This is a genomic window from Pseudomonas saponiphila (genome assembly GCF_900105185.1).
Lineage (GTDB): Bacteria > Pseudomonadota > Gammaproteobacteria > Pseudomonadales > Pseudomonadaceae > Aquipseudomonas > Aquipseudomonas saponiphila.
The window spans coordinates 1,303,557-1,321,089 of record NZ_FNTJ01000001.1 but is presented as its reverse complement, the minus strand read 5'-3'; the positions used below and the strand labels follow the sequence as shown (position 1 = coordinate 1,321,089).

General features: G+C 64.8%; 15 protein-coding genes. 10 read left to right on the top strand and 5 right to left on the bottom strand.

The window, feature by feature from the left end; translation table 11 throughout:
* Nucleotides 1-10: 10 nt before the first annotated feature.
* From BLV47_RS06320 to BLV47_RS06295, 6 genes are read left to right on the top strand one after another with little or no spacing between them, the layout of a single operon-like run.
* The gene (locus BLV47_RS06320; RefSeq protein WP_092311167.1) at nucleotides 11-736 is read left to right on the top strand and encodes an RDD family protein; all 726 of its coding nucleotides are present in this window, start codon (nucleotides 11-13) and stop codon (nucleotides 734-736) included.
* Nucleotides 733-1,713, top strand: coding sequence for a stage II sporulation protein M (locus BLV47_RS06315; protein ID WP_092311164.1), 981 nt, complete (start codon nucleotides 733-735; stop codon nucleotides 1,711-1,713). The genes BLV47_RS06320 and BLV47_RS06315 overlap by 4 nt, the downstream gene beginning before the upstream one ends.
* The gene (locus BLV47_RS06310) at nucleotides 1,700-3,250 is read left to right on the top strand and encodes a DUF4129 domain-containing protein (protein WP_092311161.1); all 1,551 of its coding nucleotides are present in this window, start codon (nucleotides 1,700-1,702) and stop codon (nucleotides 3,248-3,250) included. The genes BLV47_RS06315 and BLV47_RS06310 overlap by 14 nt, the downstream gene beginning before the upstream one ends.
* Complete coding sequence (locus tag BLV47_RS06305) at nucleotides 3,247-4,410, top strand: DUF4350 domain-containing protein (protein ID WP_092311158.1); 1,164 nt, start codon at nucleotides 3,247-3,249, stop codon at nucleotides 4,408-4,410. The genes BLV47_RS06310 and BLV47_RS06305 overlap by 4 nt, the downstream gene beginning before the upstream one ends.
* Nucleotides 4,407-5,432 carry an AAA family ATPase gene (locus BLV47_RS06300; protein ID WP_092311155.1) on the top strand — a complete coding sequence of 342 codons (1,026 nt, stop codon included), beginning with the start codon at nucleotides 4,407-4,409 and terminating at the stop codon, nucleotides 5,430-5,432. Before BLV47_RS06305 ends, BLV47_RS06300 begins: the two co-directional genes overlap by 4 nt.
* Before the next feature lie 13 nt (nucleotides 5,433-5,445).
* Nucleotides 5,446-6,777, top strand: coding sequence for a DUF58 domain-containing protein (locus tag BLV47_RS06295; protein ID WP_092311152.1), 1,332 nt, complete (start codon nucleotides 5,446-5,448; stop codon nucleotides 6,775-6,777).
* A 15-nt stretch (nucleotides 6,778-6,792) separates the two neighbouring features.
* Here the strand turns inward: BLV47_RS06295 and BLV47_RS06290 are convergent, their stop codons facing one another.
* Both BLV47_RS06290 and BLV47_RS06285 read right to left on the bottom strand, forming a co-directional pair.
* The gene (locus tag BLV47_RS06290) at nucleotides 6,793-7,152 is read right to left on the bottom strand and encodes a PilZ domain-containing protein (RefSeq protein ID WP_092311149.1); all 360 of its coding nucleotides are present in this window, start codon (nucleotides 7,150-7,152) and stop codon (nucleotides 6,793-6,795) included.
* Nucleotides 7,153-7,370: 218 nt separating this feature from the next.
* On the bottom strand, nucleotides 7,371-7,745 hold the full coding sequence (locus BLV47_RS06285; protein ID WP_060840750.1) for a tol-pal system YbgF family protein: 375 nt from the start codon (nucleotides 7,743-7,745) through the stop codon (nucleotides 7,371-7,373).
* Between the two features lie 157 nt (nucleotides 7,746-7,902).
* Here BLV47_RS06285 and pyk point away from each other — a divergent pair, with 157 nt between their 5' ends.
* Complete coding sequence (gene pyk, locus BLV47_RS06280; protein ID WP_092311146.1) at nucleotides 7,903-9,354, top strand: pyruvate kinase; 1,452 nt, start codon at nucleotides 7,903-7,905, stop codon at nucleotides 9,352-9,354.
* Nucleotides 9,355-9,436: 82 nt separating this feature from the next.
* Here pyk and BLV47_RS06275 read toward each other — a convergent pair whose 3' ends face one another.
* The 3 genes from BLV47_RS06275 to BLV47_RS06265 are packed head-to-tail and all read right to left on the bottom strand — an operon-like array spanning nucleotide 9,437 to nucleotide 12,252.
* Entirely contained in the window at nucleotides 9,437-10,186 is a 750-nt protein-coding gene (locus BLV47_RS06275) for an enoyl-CoA hydratase-related protein (protein WP_092311143.1), read from the bottom strand.
* A 28-nt stretch (nucleotides 10,187-10,214) separates the two neighbouring features.
* The gene (locus BLV47_RS06270; protein ID WP_092311140.1) at nucleotides 10,215-11,153 is read right to left on the bottom strand and encodes an iron-sulfur-binding ferredoxin reductase; all 939 of its coding nucleotides are present in this window, start codon (nucleotides 11,151-11,153) and stop codon (nucleotides 10,215-10,217) included.
* Nucleotides 11,146-12,252, bottom strand: a complete 1,107-nt coding sequence (locus BLV47_RS06265; RefSeq protein ID WP_092311137.1) for a GGDEF domain-containing protein — start codon at nucleotides 12,250-12,252, stop codon at nucleotides 11,146-11,148. Before BLV47_RS06265 ends, BLV47_RS06270 begins: the two co-directional genes overlap by 8 nt.
* A 337-nt stretch (nucleotides 12,253-12,589) precedes the next feature.
* Between BLV47_RS06265 and BLV47_RS06260 the strand changes: the two genes are divergently transcribed.
* From BLV47_RS06260 to BLV47_RS06250, 3 genes are all read left to right on the top strand, one after another.
* Nucleotides 12,590-14,113 (top strand): fumarate hydratase, encoded by a 1,524-nt coding sequence (locus BLV47_RS06260; RefSeq protein WP_016963246.1) that lies wholly within the window; start codon nucleotides 12,590-12,592, stop codon nucleotides 14,111-14,113.
* A gap of 153 nt (nucleotides 14,114-14,266) precedes the next feature.
* Nucleotides 14,267-16,033, top strand: a complete 1,767-nt coding sequence (locus tag BLV47_RS06255) for an ATP-binding protein (RefSeq protein ID WP_092311134.1) — start codon at nucleotides 14,267-14,269, stop codon at nucleotides 16,031-16,033.
* Nucleotides 16,027-17,361, top strand: a complete 1,335-nt coding sequence (locus tag BLV47_RS06250) for a sigma-54-dependent transcriptional regulator (RefSeq protein ID WP_092311131.1) — start codon at nucleotides 16,027-16,029, stop codon at nucleotides 17,359-17,361. Before BLV47_RS06255 ends, BLV47_RS06250 begins: the two co-directional genes overlap by 7 nt.
* The last annotated feature ends 172 nt before the right edge of the window (nucleotides 17,362-17,533 follow it).

Genomic DNA, 17,533 nt, shown 5'->3' with positions numbered 1-17,533 from the left:
TAAGTTGCCCATGCTTGAGACGACAGCAACGCCAAGGAACGCATCGCTGCACCCGCCACTGGATACGCGGTATCAGGTCGAAACCCCCGAGGGTATCGATCTGCCGCTGCGACCGGCGGGGTTGCTGGTGCGTACCCTGGCGTTTGCCCTCGACCTGGGCATTCGCGGGCTGGTGTTGGGCCTGCTGTTCATCGTGCTGGGCTTTTTCGGCGAGATCGGCATCGGCCTCGGCTCGATCCTGCTGTTCCTGATCAGCTGGTGGTACATGGTGCTGTTCGAGGTGCTGAACCAGGGCCGCTCGCCCGGCAAGCAGCTGATGGGACTGCGCGTGGTTCAGGACGATGGCACGCCCATTGGCTGGAGCGCCTCCCTGACCCGCAACCTGCTGCGCTTTGCCGACATGTTGCCGTTCGGCTACTTCCTCGGCGCCATCAGTTGCCTGCAGCATCCAACCTTCAAGCGCCTCGGCGACCTGGCCGCCGGCACCCTGGTGATCTACCGCGAGCAATCCCTGAGCCGACCGCAACTGCCCGACGCCACGCCCCGCTCCGCGCCCTTCGCCCTGAGCCTGAATGAACAGCGGGCGATCCTCGGCTTTGCCGAACGCCAGGGCCAGCTGTCCGCCGAACGAACCCGGGAACTGGCAGGCATCCTCGCGCAACCGCTGCACCTGCCCGCAGCCCAGGCGACAGCCGAACTTAATGGCATAGCCCGCGGCTTTCTGGGATCCACATGAAACAGAGCCTTTTCGAAAGCCGCCACCAGGCGCAATGGCAGCAGTTCGAGCAACTGCTCGAGCAGCTTGAGCGGGGTCGCACCCGGGGCGAAGACTGCCAGACCTTCGTCCAGGACTACCGCCGCCTGTGCCAGCACCTGGCCCTGGCCCAGGAACGCGGCTACAGCAGTTACCTGATCGATCCATTGCAGCAACTGGCGTTGCGCGGCCACCAGCAACTGTACCGGCAGCGCACCGCCATCAGCGCCAATGTCCTGGGTTTCATACTGGCCGGCTTTCCACGCCTGGTGCGCCAGGAATGGCGCCTGGTTCTGATCGCCAGCCTGCTGTTCTTCGGCAGCCTGCTGGGTATCGGCCTGTTGGTGTACCTCTACCCCGAACTGGTCTACAGCCTGGTGAGCGCGCAGCAGGTATCGGAAATGCAGAGCATGTACGACCCCAGCGGCGCACGCCTGGGACGGGTCGCCGAGCGCGCCTCCAGCGAAGACTGGGTGATGTTCGGCTACTACATCATGCACAACATCGGCATCGCCTTTCAGACCTTCGCCAGCGGTCTGCTGTTTGGCCTGGGCAGTGTGTTCTTCCTGTTGTTCAACGGCCTGATGATCGGCGCCATCGCCGGCCACCTGACCCAGATCGGCTTCGGCCAGACCTTCTGGCCCTTCGTCATCGGCCATGGTGCCTTCGAACTGAGCGCCATTGCCCTGTCCGGTGCGGCCGGGCTGAAGCTGGGCTGGGCGCTGATCGCCCCCGGGCGCCTGAGGCGCGGCGACGCGCTGTTGCAGGCCGCGCGGATCAGCGTGCAACTGATCTACGGGGTGATTGTGTTTCTGCTGATCGCTGCCTTTATAGAAGCCTACTGGTCCTCCATGACCTGGCCCGCGGCCTGGATCAAATACAGCGTCGGCGCCGGCCTGTGGGGCCTGATGCTGGCGTACCTGACCCTGGCCGGACGAGCACCCCATGCGCCTGAGTGATGCCAGTGTGGTGATCCGCCCCCGCACGACCTGGGAAGCCATGGACCTGGGCGTGCTCCTGAGCCAGCGCCACCGGCGCTTGCTGATGACCAGCTGGGCCATCGTCAGCCTGCCGGTGTTCGCCCTGCTGAGCCTGCTGCTGTGGCAGTCGCCCTCCCTGGCGGTGCTGTTGTTCTGGTGGCTCAAGCCAGCCTTCGAGCCCTTGCCGCTATTTATCCTGTCCAAGGCTTTGTTCGGTGAAACCCCGAGCCTCGGCCAGGCCCTGCGCCAGTGGCCGCGCCTGCTCAAATCGCAATTGCTGGCCAGCCTGACCTGGCGCCGCTTCAGCCTGAGCCGCAGCTTCGTCCTGCCGGTGGTACAACTGGAAGGCCTCGGCGGCGAGGCCCGGCAGCAGCGCCTGGGCGTGCTGTTGCAACGCAACGCCGGGGCTGCGCGCTGGCTGACGCTGATCGGCATGCACCTGGAGGGCGCCTTGTGGATCGGCCTGCTGGTGCTGTTCTACCTGCTGTTGCCACAACAGGTCGAGCTGGACTGGAACTGGCAGAGCCTGGTCGTCGCCGCCCAGCAGGACTGGCTGTGGCTGGAACACCTGACTAACGCCTTCTACGCCCTGGTGCTGGTGATCTGGGAGCCGATCTACGTGGCCTGCGGCTTCAGCCTGTACCTCAATCGCCGCACCGAGCTCGAGGCCTGGGACATCGAGCTGGTGTTTCGCCGCCTGCGTCAGCGCCTGAGCGGCGTGGCGGCGCTGCTGCTGGTGAGCGGCCTGCTGCTGGCGATGCCGGGCCAGGCGCCGTGGGCGGCCAACCCCAACAGTTCCGTGGCCGGCCCCGAAGCGCCCCGGTTGTTGCAGCAACCCCTGACCAGCAAGGCGGCGAAGGACAGCATCCAGGGCATCCTGGATAAACCGCCGTTCAAGAATCAGGAATCGGTCACCCGCTACCGCTTCGGCGAAGAGCAGACCGCGAAAAAGGACGCCAAGGGCAAGCCTCCGGGCTGGCTCAAGAGTCTGCTGGACAACCTCGACCAGAATCGCTTCGGCAACTTCGCCAAGGGCCTGGAAATCCTCCTCTGGGGCTTGCTGCTCAGTGCTCTGGGCTGGTTGCTGTGGCGCTACCGCGACTGGCTGCGGGCCTTTGTCAGCCGCCGTCCGCTGCCGCGCAAAAAACGCCCGGCGGCGATCCCCCAGCAACTGTTCGGCCTGGACGTCAGCAGCCAATCCCTGCCCGCCGATGTCGCCGCCCACGCCCAGGAACTGTGGGCCAGCCAGCCTCGGGAAGCACTGGGTCTGTTGTATCGGGCCTTGCTCTGCCGCTTGCTGGAGGACTTTCAACTGCCTCTGAGCGTGGCCGACACCGAAGGTCAGGTGCTGGAACGGATCAAGGCGCTGCAGCAACCGTCCCTGGAAGCCTTCAGCCGCGAATTGACCACCCACTGGCAGAACATGGCCTACGGTCATCGCGTGCCCGGCGCCGACCTGCAAGCACAACTGTGTGATGGCTGGCGCAGCCTGTTCGGTCCGGGAGCCTGCGCATGAAACGCTACCTGTGGGGCGGCCTGGCGCTGTTGCTGATCCTGGTACTGGGCGCTGCCGGCTACTCCCTGTACCACCACGCCACGCCCTATCAGGAACTGGTCGATCACGGCCCGTCTCCCGAGGCCCGGGCCAATCCCTATCTGGCTGCCGAGATGTTTTTGCGCGAGCGCGGCCTCAAGGTCGACCATGCCAACAGCCTGGAAGTACTGGCCAGCCTCAAGCCGGTCGGCAACAGCCTGTTGCTGCTCGGCGAGCGTTCCAACATGAGTCCGCGCCAGGTCGATCAGGTGCTGGACTGGGCCCGTGCCGGCGGCCGGCTGATCTTTGTCGCCGAAGCCCTGTGGGACGAAGACACCGAGCAAAGCGGCGATTTGCTGCTGGACCGGGTGCAGATCCATCAGCAGCTCAGCGAGGATCAGGAGCCGCCGGTACAACAGGATGCCGACGAGGCCTTTCCGAAGCTGACCAAGATCTACCTGGAAGACGAACAGGCCCCGGCCTACGTCGGCTTCGATACCGCCTTTGATCTGTCCGACCCGGACAACCTGGCCCAGTCCTGGGCCAACAGCGCCACGGCCACCCACATGGTCCAGCTCGATTATGGCCAGGGCTCGGTCACCGTACTGACCGATGCCGACATCTGGAAAACCCCGAGTATCGGTCTGTACGACAACGCCTGGCTGCTGTGGTACCTGAATACCGATACGGCGGTGACCCTGCTGTTCAACACCGACCACCCGAGCCTGTGGCAATTGCTCTGGCGCTATTTTCCCCAGGCGCTGGTAGCCCTGGCACTGTTGATCGGCCTGTGGCTGTGGCAGGCCGGCAGCCGCCAGGGTCCGTTGCAGGCACCGGCTCCCAAGGCCCGGCGTCAACTGCGCGAACACCTGCGGGCCAGCGCCGACTTTCTCCTGCGCCATGGCGGCCAGGCGCCATTGCTGCAGGCGCTGCACCTGGATATCCGGCGTCGGGCGCGCCGCCGCCATCCGGGCTTCGAGCAATTGCCCACTGAAGCCCAGTGGGAGGTCCTCGCCCTGCTCAGCCGACAGCCTGTCAGCACGGTGCAACAGGCCCTGCAACCCTTGTCCGGGCAGCGCCTTTCCAGCGCTGATTTCAGCCACCAGGTCGCCCACCTGCAAACACTCAGGAATGCCCTATGAGCGAACAACCCGTCGAATCCCAAGACACCTCCGAGGCTCCACCGCCCCAGGAGCATGCCGTCCAGCAGCGCCAGCGCGCCAGCCAGCTGGCCCAGGCCGTACGCCAAGAACTGCAGAAAGTGCTGATTGGCCAGACAGCGGTGATCGATGACGTGCTGACCGCCCTGATCGCCGGCGGCCACGTGTTGCTCGAAGGTGTTCCTGGCCTCGGCAAGACCCTGCTGGTGCGGGCCCTGGCCCGTTGTTTCGGCGGTGACTTCGCGCGGATCCAGTTCACCCCGGACCTGATGCCCAGCGATGTCACCGGCCACGCGGTGTACGACCTGCAGAGCGAACAGTTCAAGCTGCGCAAGGGGCCGCTGTTCACCAACCTGCTGCTGGCGGACGAGATCAACCGCGCCCCGGCCAAGACCCAGGCCGCCCTGCTGGAAGCCATGCAGGAACGCCAGGTCACCCTGGAAGGCCGAGCCCTGCCCATTGCCCAGCCGTTCATGGTCCTGGCCACCCAGAACCCCATCGAACAGGAAGGTACCTACCCACTGCCGGAAGCCGAGCTGGACCGTTTCATGCTCAAACTGCGCATGGACTACCCGGATGCCGACGAAGAGCTGGAGATGGTCCGCCAGGTCGCGCGTTCGACCCGCGCCGACATGCTCGATGTACAGCCCCTGCGCACGGTGCTCCAGGCCAAGGACGTGCTGGCCCTGCAGCGCATCGCCAGTGACCTGCCTCTGGACGATCAGGTGCTCGACTATGCCGTGCGACTGGCCCGGGCCACCCGCAGCTGGCCGGGCCTGAGCCTCGGCGCCGGGCCCCGGGCCTCGATTGCCCTGGTCCGCGGTGCTCGGGCCCGGGCCTTGTTGCGTGGCGGCGAATTCGTGGTTCCGGATGACATCAAGGGCTGCGCCATGGCCGTGCTGCGCCACCGGGTGCGGATCGCCCCGGAGCTGGATATCGAAGGGCTGTCGGTGGAGCAGGTGCTCAAGCAGATGCTCGAACAGATCCCGGCTCCGCGCTTGTGAGCCGTACAGCACGATGAAACCGACCCGTCTGTTGCTCATCTGGCTGGGTACTCTGACCGGCCTGGACCTGCTCCTGGGCGCCATGCGCGCGCTGGGCATCCAGGCCATGCCGCGCCTGGACTCGATCGCCTGGGGACTGTTGCTGGCGCTGGTGCTGCTGGCCCTGCTCGATGCCCTGCGCCTGTCGCGCCTGGCCTCGCCCGAGGTCCGGCGCCAGTTGCCCGGCAGCCTGCCCCTGGGGCGCTGGAGCGACGTGCAGTTGGAGATCCGCCATCCCTACGGTCAGGCGCTGCACGTGCAACTGTTCGATCATCCGCCTCAGGGCCTGAGCTTCGAGCATCTGCCGCAATCCGTCAGCCTGGAGCCCGGCCAGGTCAGCAAGGTCGGCTACAGCGTGCGGCCGCTGCAACGGGGGCATTTCGACTTCGACCAGTGTGAGGTGGCGCTGCCCAGCCCTCTGGGCCTGTGGAGCGCCAGGCGTTTGCTCAAGGTGCATGGCAGCACCCGGGTCTATCCGGACTTCGCGCGCCTGTACGGTGCGCAATTGCTGGCGGTGGACAACTGGCTCAGCCAGCTCGGGGTGCGCCAGTTGCAACGTCGGGGGCTGGGCCTGGAGTTCAATCAGCTGCGGGAGTTTCGCGAGGGCGACAGCCTGCGGCAGATCGACTGGAAAGCTACCGCCCGCCAACGCACGCCCATCGCCCGGGAGTATCAGGACGAACGCGACCAGCAGATCATTTTCATGCTCGACTGCGGACGCCGCATGCGCAGCCAGGACGACGAACTGGCGCATTTCGACCATGCCCTCAACGCCAGCCTGCTGCTCAGTTACGTGGCCCTGCGCCAGGGAGATGCCGTAGGCCTGTACGCCTTCGCCGGGGAGCGCTCGCGCTACGTGGCGCCGATCAAGGGGCAGGCCCATCTGAATGTGCTGCTCAACGGCGTCTACGATCTGCACACCAGCCAGCGTCCCGCCGACTACCAGGCCGCCGCCAGCGAGCTGCTGGCACGGCAGAAGCGTCGGGCCCTGGTGGTGCTGGTCACCAATCTGCGGGACGAAGACGATGAGGAACTGCTGACCGCGGTCAAGCGCATCGGTCGCCAGCATCGGGTGCTGGTGGCCAGCCTGCGCGAGGAAGTGCTCGACCAACTGCGCCAGAACCCGGTGCAGACCTTGCCCGAAGCGCTGCTCTACAGCTCGGCAGTGAATTACCTGAACGGTCGCGCCGAACTTCACGAACGACTGAGCGCACACGGCATCGCCCTGCTCGACGCTCGCCCTGGAGAGCTTGGCGCGGATCTGGTCAGCCGTTATCTGAGCTGGAAGAAGGCCGGTAGCCTGTAGCGGCAATCGGGCCTGTCAGGCCGATGTCTGCAAGGGGTGAAAGCTGAAGTAGTGCCGTAGGGCCTGCTGCAGTTCGGCGAAGCCGTCGTTCGCTCGCAACAGGCTGAAGCCGCTGTCGTACTGGTGTGGGGTCAGGTCCTCGCGGCACCACAGGCACCAGGCGCTGAAGTCGATGAACTGCAGTTGTCCATCACCGCCGGGGACTTTGATCCGCAACTCGAACGCGGCGCCGATCAGCATCGGCAACGAGCTGATCAGCATCAGCCCGTCTGCGGAGATGTTGCCCAGGAAACCGACAGGCTTGTCGGTAAACCGATTGAAGACTCTCAAGTAGGACGGCAGTTGATGCCGCTCGATCCGCGGTTCAGTGAACATGCTGGGTATCGCTATGAAAGGCCATTAAGCATGACCGCACTAGTGCATCGGAACGGACCTGCAAGAGCGGCTCGTTCGCCCGGATTCGAGGTGCGAGGAAAATCGTCTGGAGGATTTCAACGCCACCGCCCAGGCAGGAACCGGGCAGTGTTCGAACAACCTGTACAAATGTTAGCTCAAGCGCGAGGGGCAATTACACTGCCCCGAAGCGCTGTGACTTACAACGCAGTGCGACGAACTTGCGCTGCACCGTTTGCCGGGTAGTGACCCAGTTGCTGCAAGGTGTCCAGGCGCGCACGAGCGCGGTAGGCGTACTCGCTGCTGGGGTACTGGGTAATGATGAACTGATAAGTCTGCGCTGCATCGACGAACAACTTCTGCCGCTCCAGGCATTGCCCGCGCAGCATCGATACTTCCGGCTGGATATAGCGCCGCGCACGGCTGTCACGGTCGACCTGGCTCAACTCGAGCATCACGCTCTCGCAATTGCCGCGGTCATAGGCGCGATAGGCGTTGTTCAAATGATGGTTCATGGACCAGCGGGTGCAGCCGACAACACTGACGGCCAGGATAGCAATGAGTACGAATCGCATGGGGTATCTCCTGTCTTGTGCAGTGTATCGACTCATCGGCAAAAATCTTCAAGGTTGTTGCGCTAAACAAACAAAGCATTAAGTAGTGCAAACGAACAATGACTACAACTTCGGAGCATAGTAGCCTCTCGTTGCGCTTGAACTCAGGAGTCCGTGCATGTCCGTTCGTCGTACCAAAATCGTTGCCACCCTTGGCCCGGCCAGTAACTCGCCGGAAGTTCTCGAACAGTTGATTCTTGCAGGCCTGGATGTCGCCCGCCTGAACTTCTCCCACGGCACGCCGGACGAGCACAAGGCTCGCGCCCAACTGGTCCGCGACCTGGCAGCCAAGCACGGCCGCTTCGTGGCCATCCTCGGCGACCTGCAAGGCCCGAAGATCCGTATCGCCAAATTTGCCAACAAGCGCATTGAACTGAAGATCGGTGACAAGTTCACCTTCTCCACCGTGCACCCGCTGACCGAGGGCACCCAGGACATCGTCGGCATCGACTACCCGGACCTGGTCAAGGATTGCGGCGTCAATGACGAACTGCTGCTGGACGATGGCCGCGTGGTAATGCGCGTGGAAACCGCCACCGCCACCGAGCTGCACTGCGTGGTGACCGTCGGTGGCCCGCTGTCCGACCACAAAGGCATCAACCGTCGTGGTGGCGGCCTGACCGCTCCAGCCCTGACCGAAAAAGACAAGGCCGACATCAAGCTCGCCGCCGAAATGCAGGTCGACTACCTGGCCGTGTCCTTCCCACGTGACGCCGCTGATATGGAATACGCGCGCAAACTGCGTGACGAATCCGGTGGCACCGCCTGGCTGGTGGCGAAGATCGAACGCGCCGAAGCCGTGGCCGACGACGAAACCCTCGACGGCCTGATCAACGCCAGCGACGCGGTGATGGTGGCCCGTGGCGACCTGGGCGTGGAAATCGGCGACGCCGAGCTGGTGGGCATCCAGAAGAAAATCATTCTTCACGCCCGTCGCCACAACAAGGCAGTGATCGTCGCGACCCAGATGATGGAGTCGATGATCCAGAACCCGATGCCGACCCGCGCCGAAGTGTCCGACGTGGCCAACGCCGTGCTCGACTACACCGATGCGGTGATGCTCTCGGCGGAAAGCGCCGCCGGCGCCTACCCACTGGAAGCGGTGCAGGCCATGGCGCGGATCTGTGTCGGTGCGGAAAAGCACCCCACCAGCAAGACCTCCAGCCACCGCATGGGCAAGGTGTTCGAAAGCTGCGACCAGAGCATCGCCCTGGCCGCCATGTACACCGCCAACCACTTCCCCGGCGTCAAGGCGATCATCGCTCTGACCGAAAGTGGCTACACCCCGTTGATCATGTCGCGTATCCGTTCTTCGGTGCCGATCTACGCCTACTCCCCGCACCGTGAAACCCAGGCCCGCGCGGCCATGTTCCGGGGCGTCTACACCATCCCGTTCGACCCGGCCTCCCTGCCGCCCGAGCAGGTCAGCCAGGCGGCGATCGATGAGCTGCTCAAGCGCGGCGTAGTGGAGAAAGGCGACTGGGTGATCCTCACCAAGGGCGACAGCTACCACACCACCGGTGGCACCAACGGCATGAAGATCCTGCACGTCGGCGACCCGATGGTCTGAGTACCGACCCGCAGCACAAAAAGCCCCGGCGCCGAAAACGCCGGGGCTTTTTCATCTCCGCAGGGAACAGATGTCGCCGTCCTCAAGCCTTGGCGAGAAACCCGGACAACGCGGCAATCGCTTCCGGCGACTGCAGGCGCCGAGTGAATTCCACCCCTTCCTGCTCGATGACCTGGCGCAATAGCTCAAGGTCCGGCGCCCGCATCAGACGCTTGCTGACCTGCACCGCGTCGGGCGCCAGCTGACTGAAACGCAAGGCCGCTTCCCGGGCCTTGGCCAAGGTCGCTGCGCCATCGCCCAAAGCCGCGGTGGCAATGCCCCAGGCTGCAGCCTGTTCACCACTGAAGCCTTCGCCGAGCAGCAGCAACTCGGCGGCCTTGGCCCGCCCCAGCAGGCGCGGCAGGATAAGGCTCGAACCGAACTCCGGACACAGCCCAAGGTTGACGAACGGCATGCGCAAGCGCGCGTCACGACTGACATAGACCAGATCGCAATGCAGCAGCAAGGTGGTACCAATGCCCACCGCCGCCCCCGCGACCGCAGCCACCACCGGCTTGCGGCAATCGAGCAGGTTGCGCATGAACTGGAACACCGGGCTGTCGAGGTCCTTGGGGGGCTGCTCCAGGAAGTCGGCGATGTCGTTGCCGGCGGTAAAGCATTCGCTGCTGCCGCAGATCAGCAAGGCATTGATTTGCGGATCGGCGTCCGCCTCGGCCAGGGCTTGGGCCAGGCGACTGTACATGGCACGAGTCAGGGCGTTTTTCTTGTCGGGGCGGTTCAAGCGCAGGGTCAGCAGCCCACCTTCGCGGTGCAGCTCGATGGCATCGGTCATGGAGATCTCGCTTTGGAAAAGTCAGCGCTCAACCACGGGGCAGGAACACATCGGCCAGCAGTTGATTGCGCGGCAACCCCGCCAGGTACAGACGCCGGGCAAAGGCTTCGACGCTGTCGGGGTGCCCGCAGAGTAAGGCCAGGGTTTGCCGTGAAACAAGCCGCAGTTGCGCCAAAGCCGCCGTCAGCTCAGCCCCCTGCCACAGCTCGACACTCAGTTGCGGGCGGTTCGCCGCCAGCGCAGCCAAGGGTTTGGCCAGGTAATGCTCGGAACTGTCATGGGCCAGGTGAATGAGACGGATAGGGCCTTGGTGATCCTGCCGCAAGGCCTCGCGCAAAATGCCAAACAGTGGCGCCAGCCCGGTGCCCGCCGCCAACAGCCAGAGGGGCCGTTGCTGCCAGTCCGGGTCGTAGTGCAAGGCGCCACCGCGCAACTCGCCCAACGAGAGGGTATCGCCCACCTGCAGCTGGCGCGCCGCATCGCTGAATTGCCCCGGGTGCCGGCAGTCCAGGTGAAACTCCAGAAAGCGATCTTCTTCCGGCAGGCTGGCCAGGGAGTATGGCCGGGCTACCTGAGTGGCCGTCCACAACACCAGATGCTGGCCGGCGCGGTAACGCAACGGCCGCTCAGGTTGCAGGCGCAGACGCAGGACCGAGGGAGACAGCCAGTCCAGCCCGATCACCCTGGCCGGCTGGCCATCGCGCTGCGGATCGAACGTCTCGACCTGCAGATCCTCCACCACCTGGCACTGACAGGCCAGGCGCCAGCCGCGACGGCGCTGCTCATCGCTCAGGGCATCCGGCCGACTGTCGCTGGGCAGTCCCTGGACACACTGCACCAGGCACGCGTGACAACTGCCGGCGCGGCAGCTGTAGGGCACCGCCACACCGGCCTGGTTCAAGGCATCCAGCAGATTGCTGGCCGGCGCCACCGACCAGCGCCGGCTACCGACGGTCAATTCAGGCATCGAGGTTTTCCCAGGCCGCCGAGCAACGATTGCGACCATCGCGCTTGGCCCGGTACAGCGCCTGGTCGGCCCGTTGCAGCGCCATGTCCAGGTCATCGCCGGCCTGCAGCAGGGTCATCCCCGCGGACAGGCTCAGGTCACGCACATTCAAGCCCACCAGTTGCACCTCCATGAAGGCCAGGCGCAGCCGTTCACAGCAGGAGGTCAGGCGCTCGGCATCACACTCGGGCAGCAGGACCACGAACTCCTCACCGCCGTAGCGTGCCAGTACATCGCCGTCCCGCAGGCAGGCGCTGGCCACCCCGGCGAACGCCTGCAACACCTGATCCCCCGCCGCATGACCGTGCAGATCGTTGATGCGCTTGAAATGATCCAGATCGATCAGCGCCAACCCATGCACCTGCTCCTGGTCCATGGCCTGCAGTTCACGGCTGGCGTTGCGCAGGAAGTGCCGGCGGTTAAACAGGCCGGTGAGTTCGTCGGTGGCCACCAAGTCCTCCAGTTGCCGCATCATTCCCCGCAGCGTGTCCTGGTGGGCCTGCAAGGCAAAACGCCGCTGCCGCATGCGTGAGCGCGAAGCTTGCACATAGGCGGCGTACAGGCACATCCACACCAGCATCACCAGCAACACACAGACTTGCAGCGCCGCCAGTTGCGGGTCCTCGAGGACAAAACGAAAACCGTCCCACAGATTGACCCCGGCAAAGCAGAAGAAGATCAGCGCCGCGCAGCGCAGGTAGGCACGCCGGGACAAATGAAACAGACCGAACAGCAGCGGCAGGATATAGAACACCAGGAAAGCGCTGCGGGCCTGATCCAGATGGGCAATCAGCCAGGTCTGCCAGGCAATGCCCAACACCACCTGGACCTCGGTCAGGCTGGGGTCGGCAAAGCGCAGGTTGCGCCCACTGGTGAAGACCCAGTACAGCACCCCCTGGCTGGCCACCACCAATGCGCTGCCCAACAGTGCACTGCTGATGGAGGCGCGATAGTGCCCCGTAAGAACCGCCAGCCAGAACAGCAGCAGGATCAGTCCGTACGTGCCAGCGGCAATGCTGAAGCGCTTGAACAACAAGCTCTGGATGGCGTTATGGGTCAATCGTCGATTCACCGTGAGAAAGGAGGCTTAAAGAGTGTCCTACCCTGCAGGCCAGTTGCCACTTTAGTGCTGCGCCCTGCAAATGACTATCCAAATTTTAAGCCGTGTCCTGCGGTTTCGCCGCCGATCCAGGCAAGAACAGTGCCCATCCGATAGGCGACTTTCGTTTGCCCGGCTGGCGGGTGTGCCGGGCCCCCAGGCGCGGTATACTGCCGCGCCTTTTTAGCGTCGCGCCAGTTGTCTGTCCGGCGTGCCTTCGAAGGTGCCTGCAACCGACCGATGTACCCCGCTGCAGCCACCTTATTAAATGTTCCCGTCTTTTAGAGGAGCGCGACTCATGACCGTGATCAAGCAAGACGACCTGATTCAGAGCGTTGCCGACGCCCTGCAGTTCATTTCCTACTACCACCCCGTGGACTTCATCCAGGCGATGCACGAGGCCTACCTGCGCGAAGAATCGCCGGCCGCCCGTGATTCCATGGCGCAGATCCTGATCAACTCGCGCATGTGCGCCACCGGCCACCGGCCGATCTGCCAGGACACCGGCATCGTCACCGTGTTCGTTCGCGTGGGCATGGACGTGCGCTGGGACGGCGCCACCATGAGCCTGGACGACATGATCAACGAAGGCGTGCGTCGCGCCTACAACCTGCCGGAAAACGTCCTGCGCGCCTCCATCCTCGCCGACCCGGCAGGTGCCCGGAAGAACACCAAGGACAACACCCCAGCGGTCATTCACTACTCCATCGTCCCGGGCAACACCGTGGAAGTGGACGTGGCGGCCAAGGGCGGCGGCTCCGAGAACAAATCGAAGATGGCCATGCTCAACCCGTCCGACTCGATCGTCGACTGGGTCCTGAAGACCGTGCCGACCATGGGTGCTGGCTGGTGCCCACCGGGCATGCTGGGCATCGGCATCGGCGGCACCGCCGAGAAAGCCGCGGTGATGGCCAAGGAAGTGTTGATGGAATCCATCGACATCCACGAGCTCAAGGCTCGCGGCCCGTCCAACCGCATCGAAGAAATGCGCCTGGAGCTGTTCGAGAAGGTCAACCAGCTGGGCATCGGCGCCCAGGGCCTGGGCGGCCTGACCACCGTGCTCGACGTGAAGATCATGGACTACCCGACCCACGCCGCGTCCCTGCCGGTGTGCATGATCCCCAACTGCGCCGCCACCCGCCACGCGCACTTCGTGCTCGACGGTTCGGGCCCGGCCGCACTGGAGGCACCGCCTCTGGACGCCTACCCGGAAATCGTCTGGGAAGCCGGTCCGTCGGCGCGTCGGGTCAACCTCGACACCCTGACCCCGGAAGAAGTACAGAGCTGGAAACCGGGCGAAACCGTGCTGCTCAACGGCAAGATGCTCACCGGCCGCGACGCTGCGCACAAGCGCATGGTCGAGATGCTGAACAAGGGCGAAACCCTGCCGGTGGATCTGAAAGGCCGCTTCATCTACTACGTCGGCCCGGTTGATCCGGTAGGCGACGAAGTGGTGGGCCCGGCCGGTCCGACCACCGCCACGCGGATGGACAAGTTCACCCGGCAGATCCTCGAGCAGACCGGCCTGCTGGGCATGATCGGCAAGTCCGAGCGTGGCCCGACCGCGATCGAGGCGATCAAGGACAGCAAGGCCGTGTACCTGATGGCCGTCGGCGGCGCCGCCTACCTGGTGGCCCAGGCGATCAAGAAGTCCAAGGTCCTGGCCTTTGCCGAACTGGGCATGGAAGCGATCTACGAGTTCGAGGTCAAGGACATGCCGGTCACTGTCGCCGTGGACAGCAAAGGCGAGTCGGTGCACATCACCGGTCCTGCCATCTGGCAGAAAAAGATCAGTGACAGCCTGGCGGTAGAAGTGCAGTAAGCCCTTCTCCGGTTTGGCCAAAGCGGCGGCGCTGTTGAGACAACGGCCCGCCGCTTTTTTTATGCCGCGCCCTTTCGCGACACTGTCGGCGATCAACGTTACACCCGGCGCTCATGCTATCGTTCCCGCCCCCATTGCAGCCTGCCCCGACTCATGGCCCAGATCTCTCGCCCTCTACGCTTGACGTTCTACATCCTGGTGATTCTCGCCGGCACCGTAATCAGCGCCGGCCTGGCCATGCGCCACGCCGAGCGCCTGGCACTGGTGGAAGAGGCGGCTCGCGCCAACGAGCAGTTGGGACTCTACGCCAACTCCCTGCACACCCTGATCGAGCGCTATCGCGCGCTGCCGGCGGTGCTGGCCCTGGACCCGGAACTGCGTGCGGCGCTGCAGGGGCCGGTCACGGCACAGACCCAGGATGAGCTGAACCGCAAGCTGGAAAAGATCAACGGCGCCGCCCGCTCCTCGACCCTGGAGTTGCTCAACCATGAAGGCCTGGCGGTGGCCGCCAGCAACTGGCAGTTGCCCAGCAGCTACGTGGGCCACAACTACGGTTTCCGCCCCTACTTCAAGCAGACCCGCAGCCAGGGCAGCGGACGCTTCTACGCGGTGGGCGTGACCAGCGGGATTCCCGGGTATTTCCTCTCCAGCGCGGTCAAGGCCGACAACGATGACTTCCTCGGGGCCATGGTGGTCAAGCTGGAGTTTCCCGAGCTGGAACACGAATGGAGCCAGGGCAATGACACCCTCCTGGTCAGCGACTCGCGAGGCATCATCTTTATCGCCAACCAGCCCGGCTGGCGCTATCGGCAGTTGCAGCCGCTGTCCGAAAACGATCTGGCGGACATCCGGCTGACCCGCCAGTACGACAAGCAACCCCTGACCCCGCTGCAACACACGGCCCTGCAACGGTTCGATGCCAACAGCAGCCTGGCCCGGGTCGACGGCCCCGACGGTGTCGCCAATTACCTGTGGGAATCCCTGCCGCTGAGCGCCGAAGGCTGGACCCTGCACCTGCTGCGCAAACCGGCGAGCGTCTTCGAGGAAAGCCGCAACGCCGGCCTCGCCGCCGCCGGCGCCTGGCTGACCCTGGTGTTCCTGCTGCTGTTCTTGAGCCAGCGCTGGCGCCTGGGGAAAATCCGCCAGCGCAATCGCCAGGAGCTGGAACAACTGGTGGAAGAACGCACCCGGGACCTGCGCACCGCCCAGGAAGGCCTGGTGCAATCGGCCAAGCTGGCAGCCCTGGGGCAGATGTCCGCGGCCCTGGCCCATGAAATCAACCAGCCCCTGACCGCCCAGCGCATGCAACTGGCCACGCTGCGGCTGCTGCTGGAACACGGCCGGGTGGATGAAGCCTACAAGGCCCTGCGGCCCCTGGACGACATGCTGACGCGCATGGCCGCCCTCACCAGTCATCTCAAGACCTTTGCCCGCAAGAGCCCCAGCGGCCTGCGCGAACGCCTGGATCTGGACGCGGTGGTGGACCAGTCGCTGCATCTGCTGGAAACCCGGCTGCGCGGCGAAAACATCCAGGTCGAGCTGCACCTGACCCGCCCGGCCTGGGTACGCGGCGATGCCATCCGCCTGGAGCAGGTGCTGATCAACCTGCTGCGCAACGCACTCGACGCCATGCAGGACAAGCCCGAAAAACACCTGCAGATCAGCCTCGAAGCCGAGGACCAGCTGTGGCAACTGCGGGTGGCCGACAACGGCGGCGGGATCGCCGAAGAACACCTGCTGAGTGTGTTCGACCCGTTCTTCACCACCAAGCCGGTGGGCGATGGCCTGGGCCTGGGCCTGGCGGTGTCCTACGCCATCGTCCATGAACTGGGGGGCCGCTTGAGCGCCGCCAACCGCGATCAGGGCGCCGTGTTCACCCTGAGCCTGCCCATCGACCTGGAGGCCCATATCCAATGCTGAACTCGGTGATGGTGGTGGATGACGAAGCCAGTATCCGCAGCGCCGTCGAGCAGTGGCTGAGCCTCTCGGGGTTCAGCGTCCAGCTGTTCAGCCGTGGCGAGGACTGCCTGGCGCACCTGCCGAAGAACTTTCCCGGGGTGATCCTCAGCGACGTGCGCATGCCCGGTATCAGTGGCCTGGAACTGCTGACCCAGGTCCAGCGCCTGGACCCTGACCTGCCGATCATCCTGCTCACCGGCCACGGTGATGTACCCATGGCGGTGGAGGCCATGCGCGACGGCGCCTATGACTTCCTGGAAAAACCCTTCAGCCCCGATACCCTGCTCAGCAGCCTGCGCCGGGCCCTGGACAAGCGCCGCCTGGTGCTGGAGAACCGCCATCTGCACCAGCAGGCCGACAGCCGGGCCAAGCTCGACGCCACCTTGCTCGGCGCGTCCCGGGCCCTGCAGACCCTGCGCCGCCAAGTGCTGGACCTGGCCGCCCTGCCGGTGAACGTGCTGATCCGCGGCGAAACCGGCAGTGGCAAGGAACTGGTTGCCCGTTGCCTGCATGATTTCGGCCCCCGGGCCGGCAAACCCTTCGTGGCCCTGAACTGCGCGGCGATCCCCGAGCAGCTGTTCGAAGCCGAACTGTTCGGCCATGAAAGCGGTGCCTTCACCGGCGCCCAGGGCAAGCGCATCGGCAAGCTGGAATACGCCGACGGCGGCACGTTGTTTCTCGACGAGATCGAAAGCATGCCCCTGGCCCAGCAGGTCAAGCTGCTGCGGGTGTTGCAGGAACAGAAGCTGGAACGCCTGGGGGCCAACCAGAGCATCAAGGTCGACCTGCGGGTGATCGCCGCCACCAAGCCCGACCTGCTAGAGGAAGCCCGAGCCGGACGTTTCCGCGAAGACCTGGCCTATCGCCTGACCGTGGCCGAACTGCGCCTGCCGCCCTTGCGCGAGCGTCGCGAAGACATTCCACAGCTCTACGAGCACTTCGCCCGGGCCGCCGCCGAGCGCCTGGGGCGCAGCGTCGCGCCCTTGAACGGTCCGCAGTTGAGTCGCCTGCTCAGCCATGACTGGCCGGGCAACGTGCGCGAACTGGCCAACGCCGCCGAGCGTCAGGTGCTGGGCCTCGGTGAGCCGCAGGCCGACGTCCTCGAAGCCGGCCCCTCCCTGGCCGCGCAGCAGGAAGCTTTCGAGGCCCAATGCCTGCGCGCCGCCCTGACCCGCCACAAGGGCGAGATCAAGGCCGTACTCAACGAACTGCAACTGCCACGCCGGACCCTGAATGAAAAAATGCAGCGTCACGGCCTGACCCGGGAAATGTTCCTCAAAGACGAATAACCCCCGCCTGTAGGAGCCGGCTTGCCGGCGAACAGGCCCACAAGCCAGGTGCAGCCCCACCCGCAAACGGCACGCCTGCCGAACGCGCCTCCCAGGGGCCACGTTCATTTCGGCAATTTCCCGCCTACCCGACAGGCCTCCATAGGCGGATTTCCGCTCATCACCACCGATC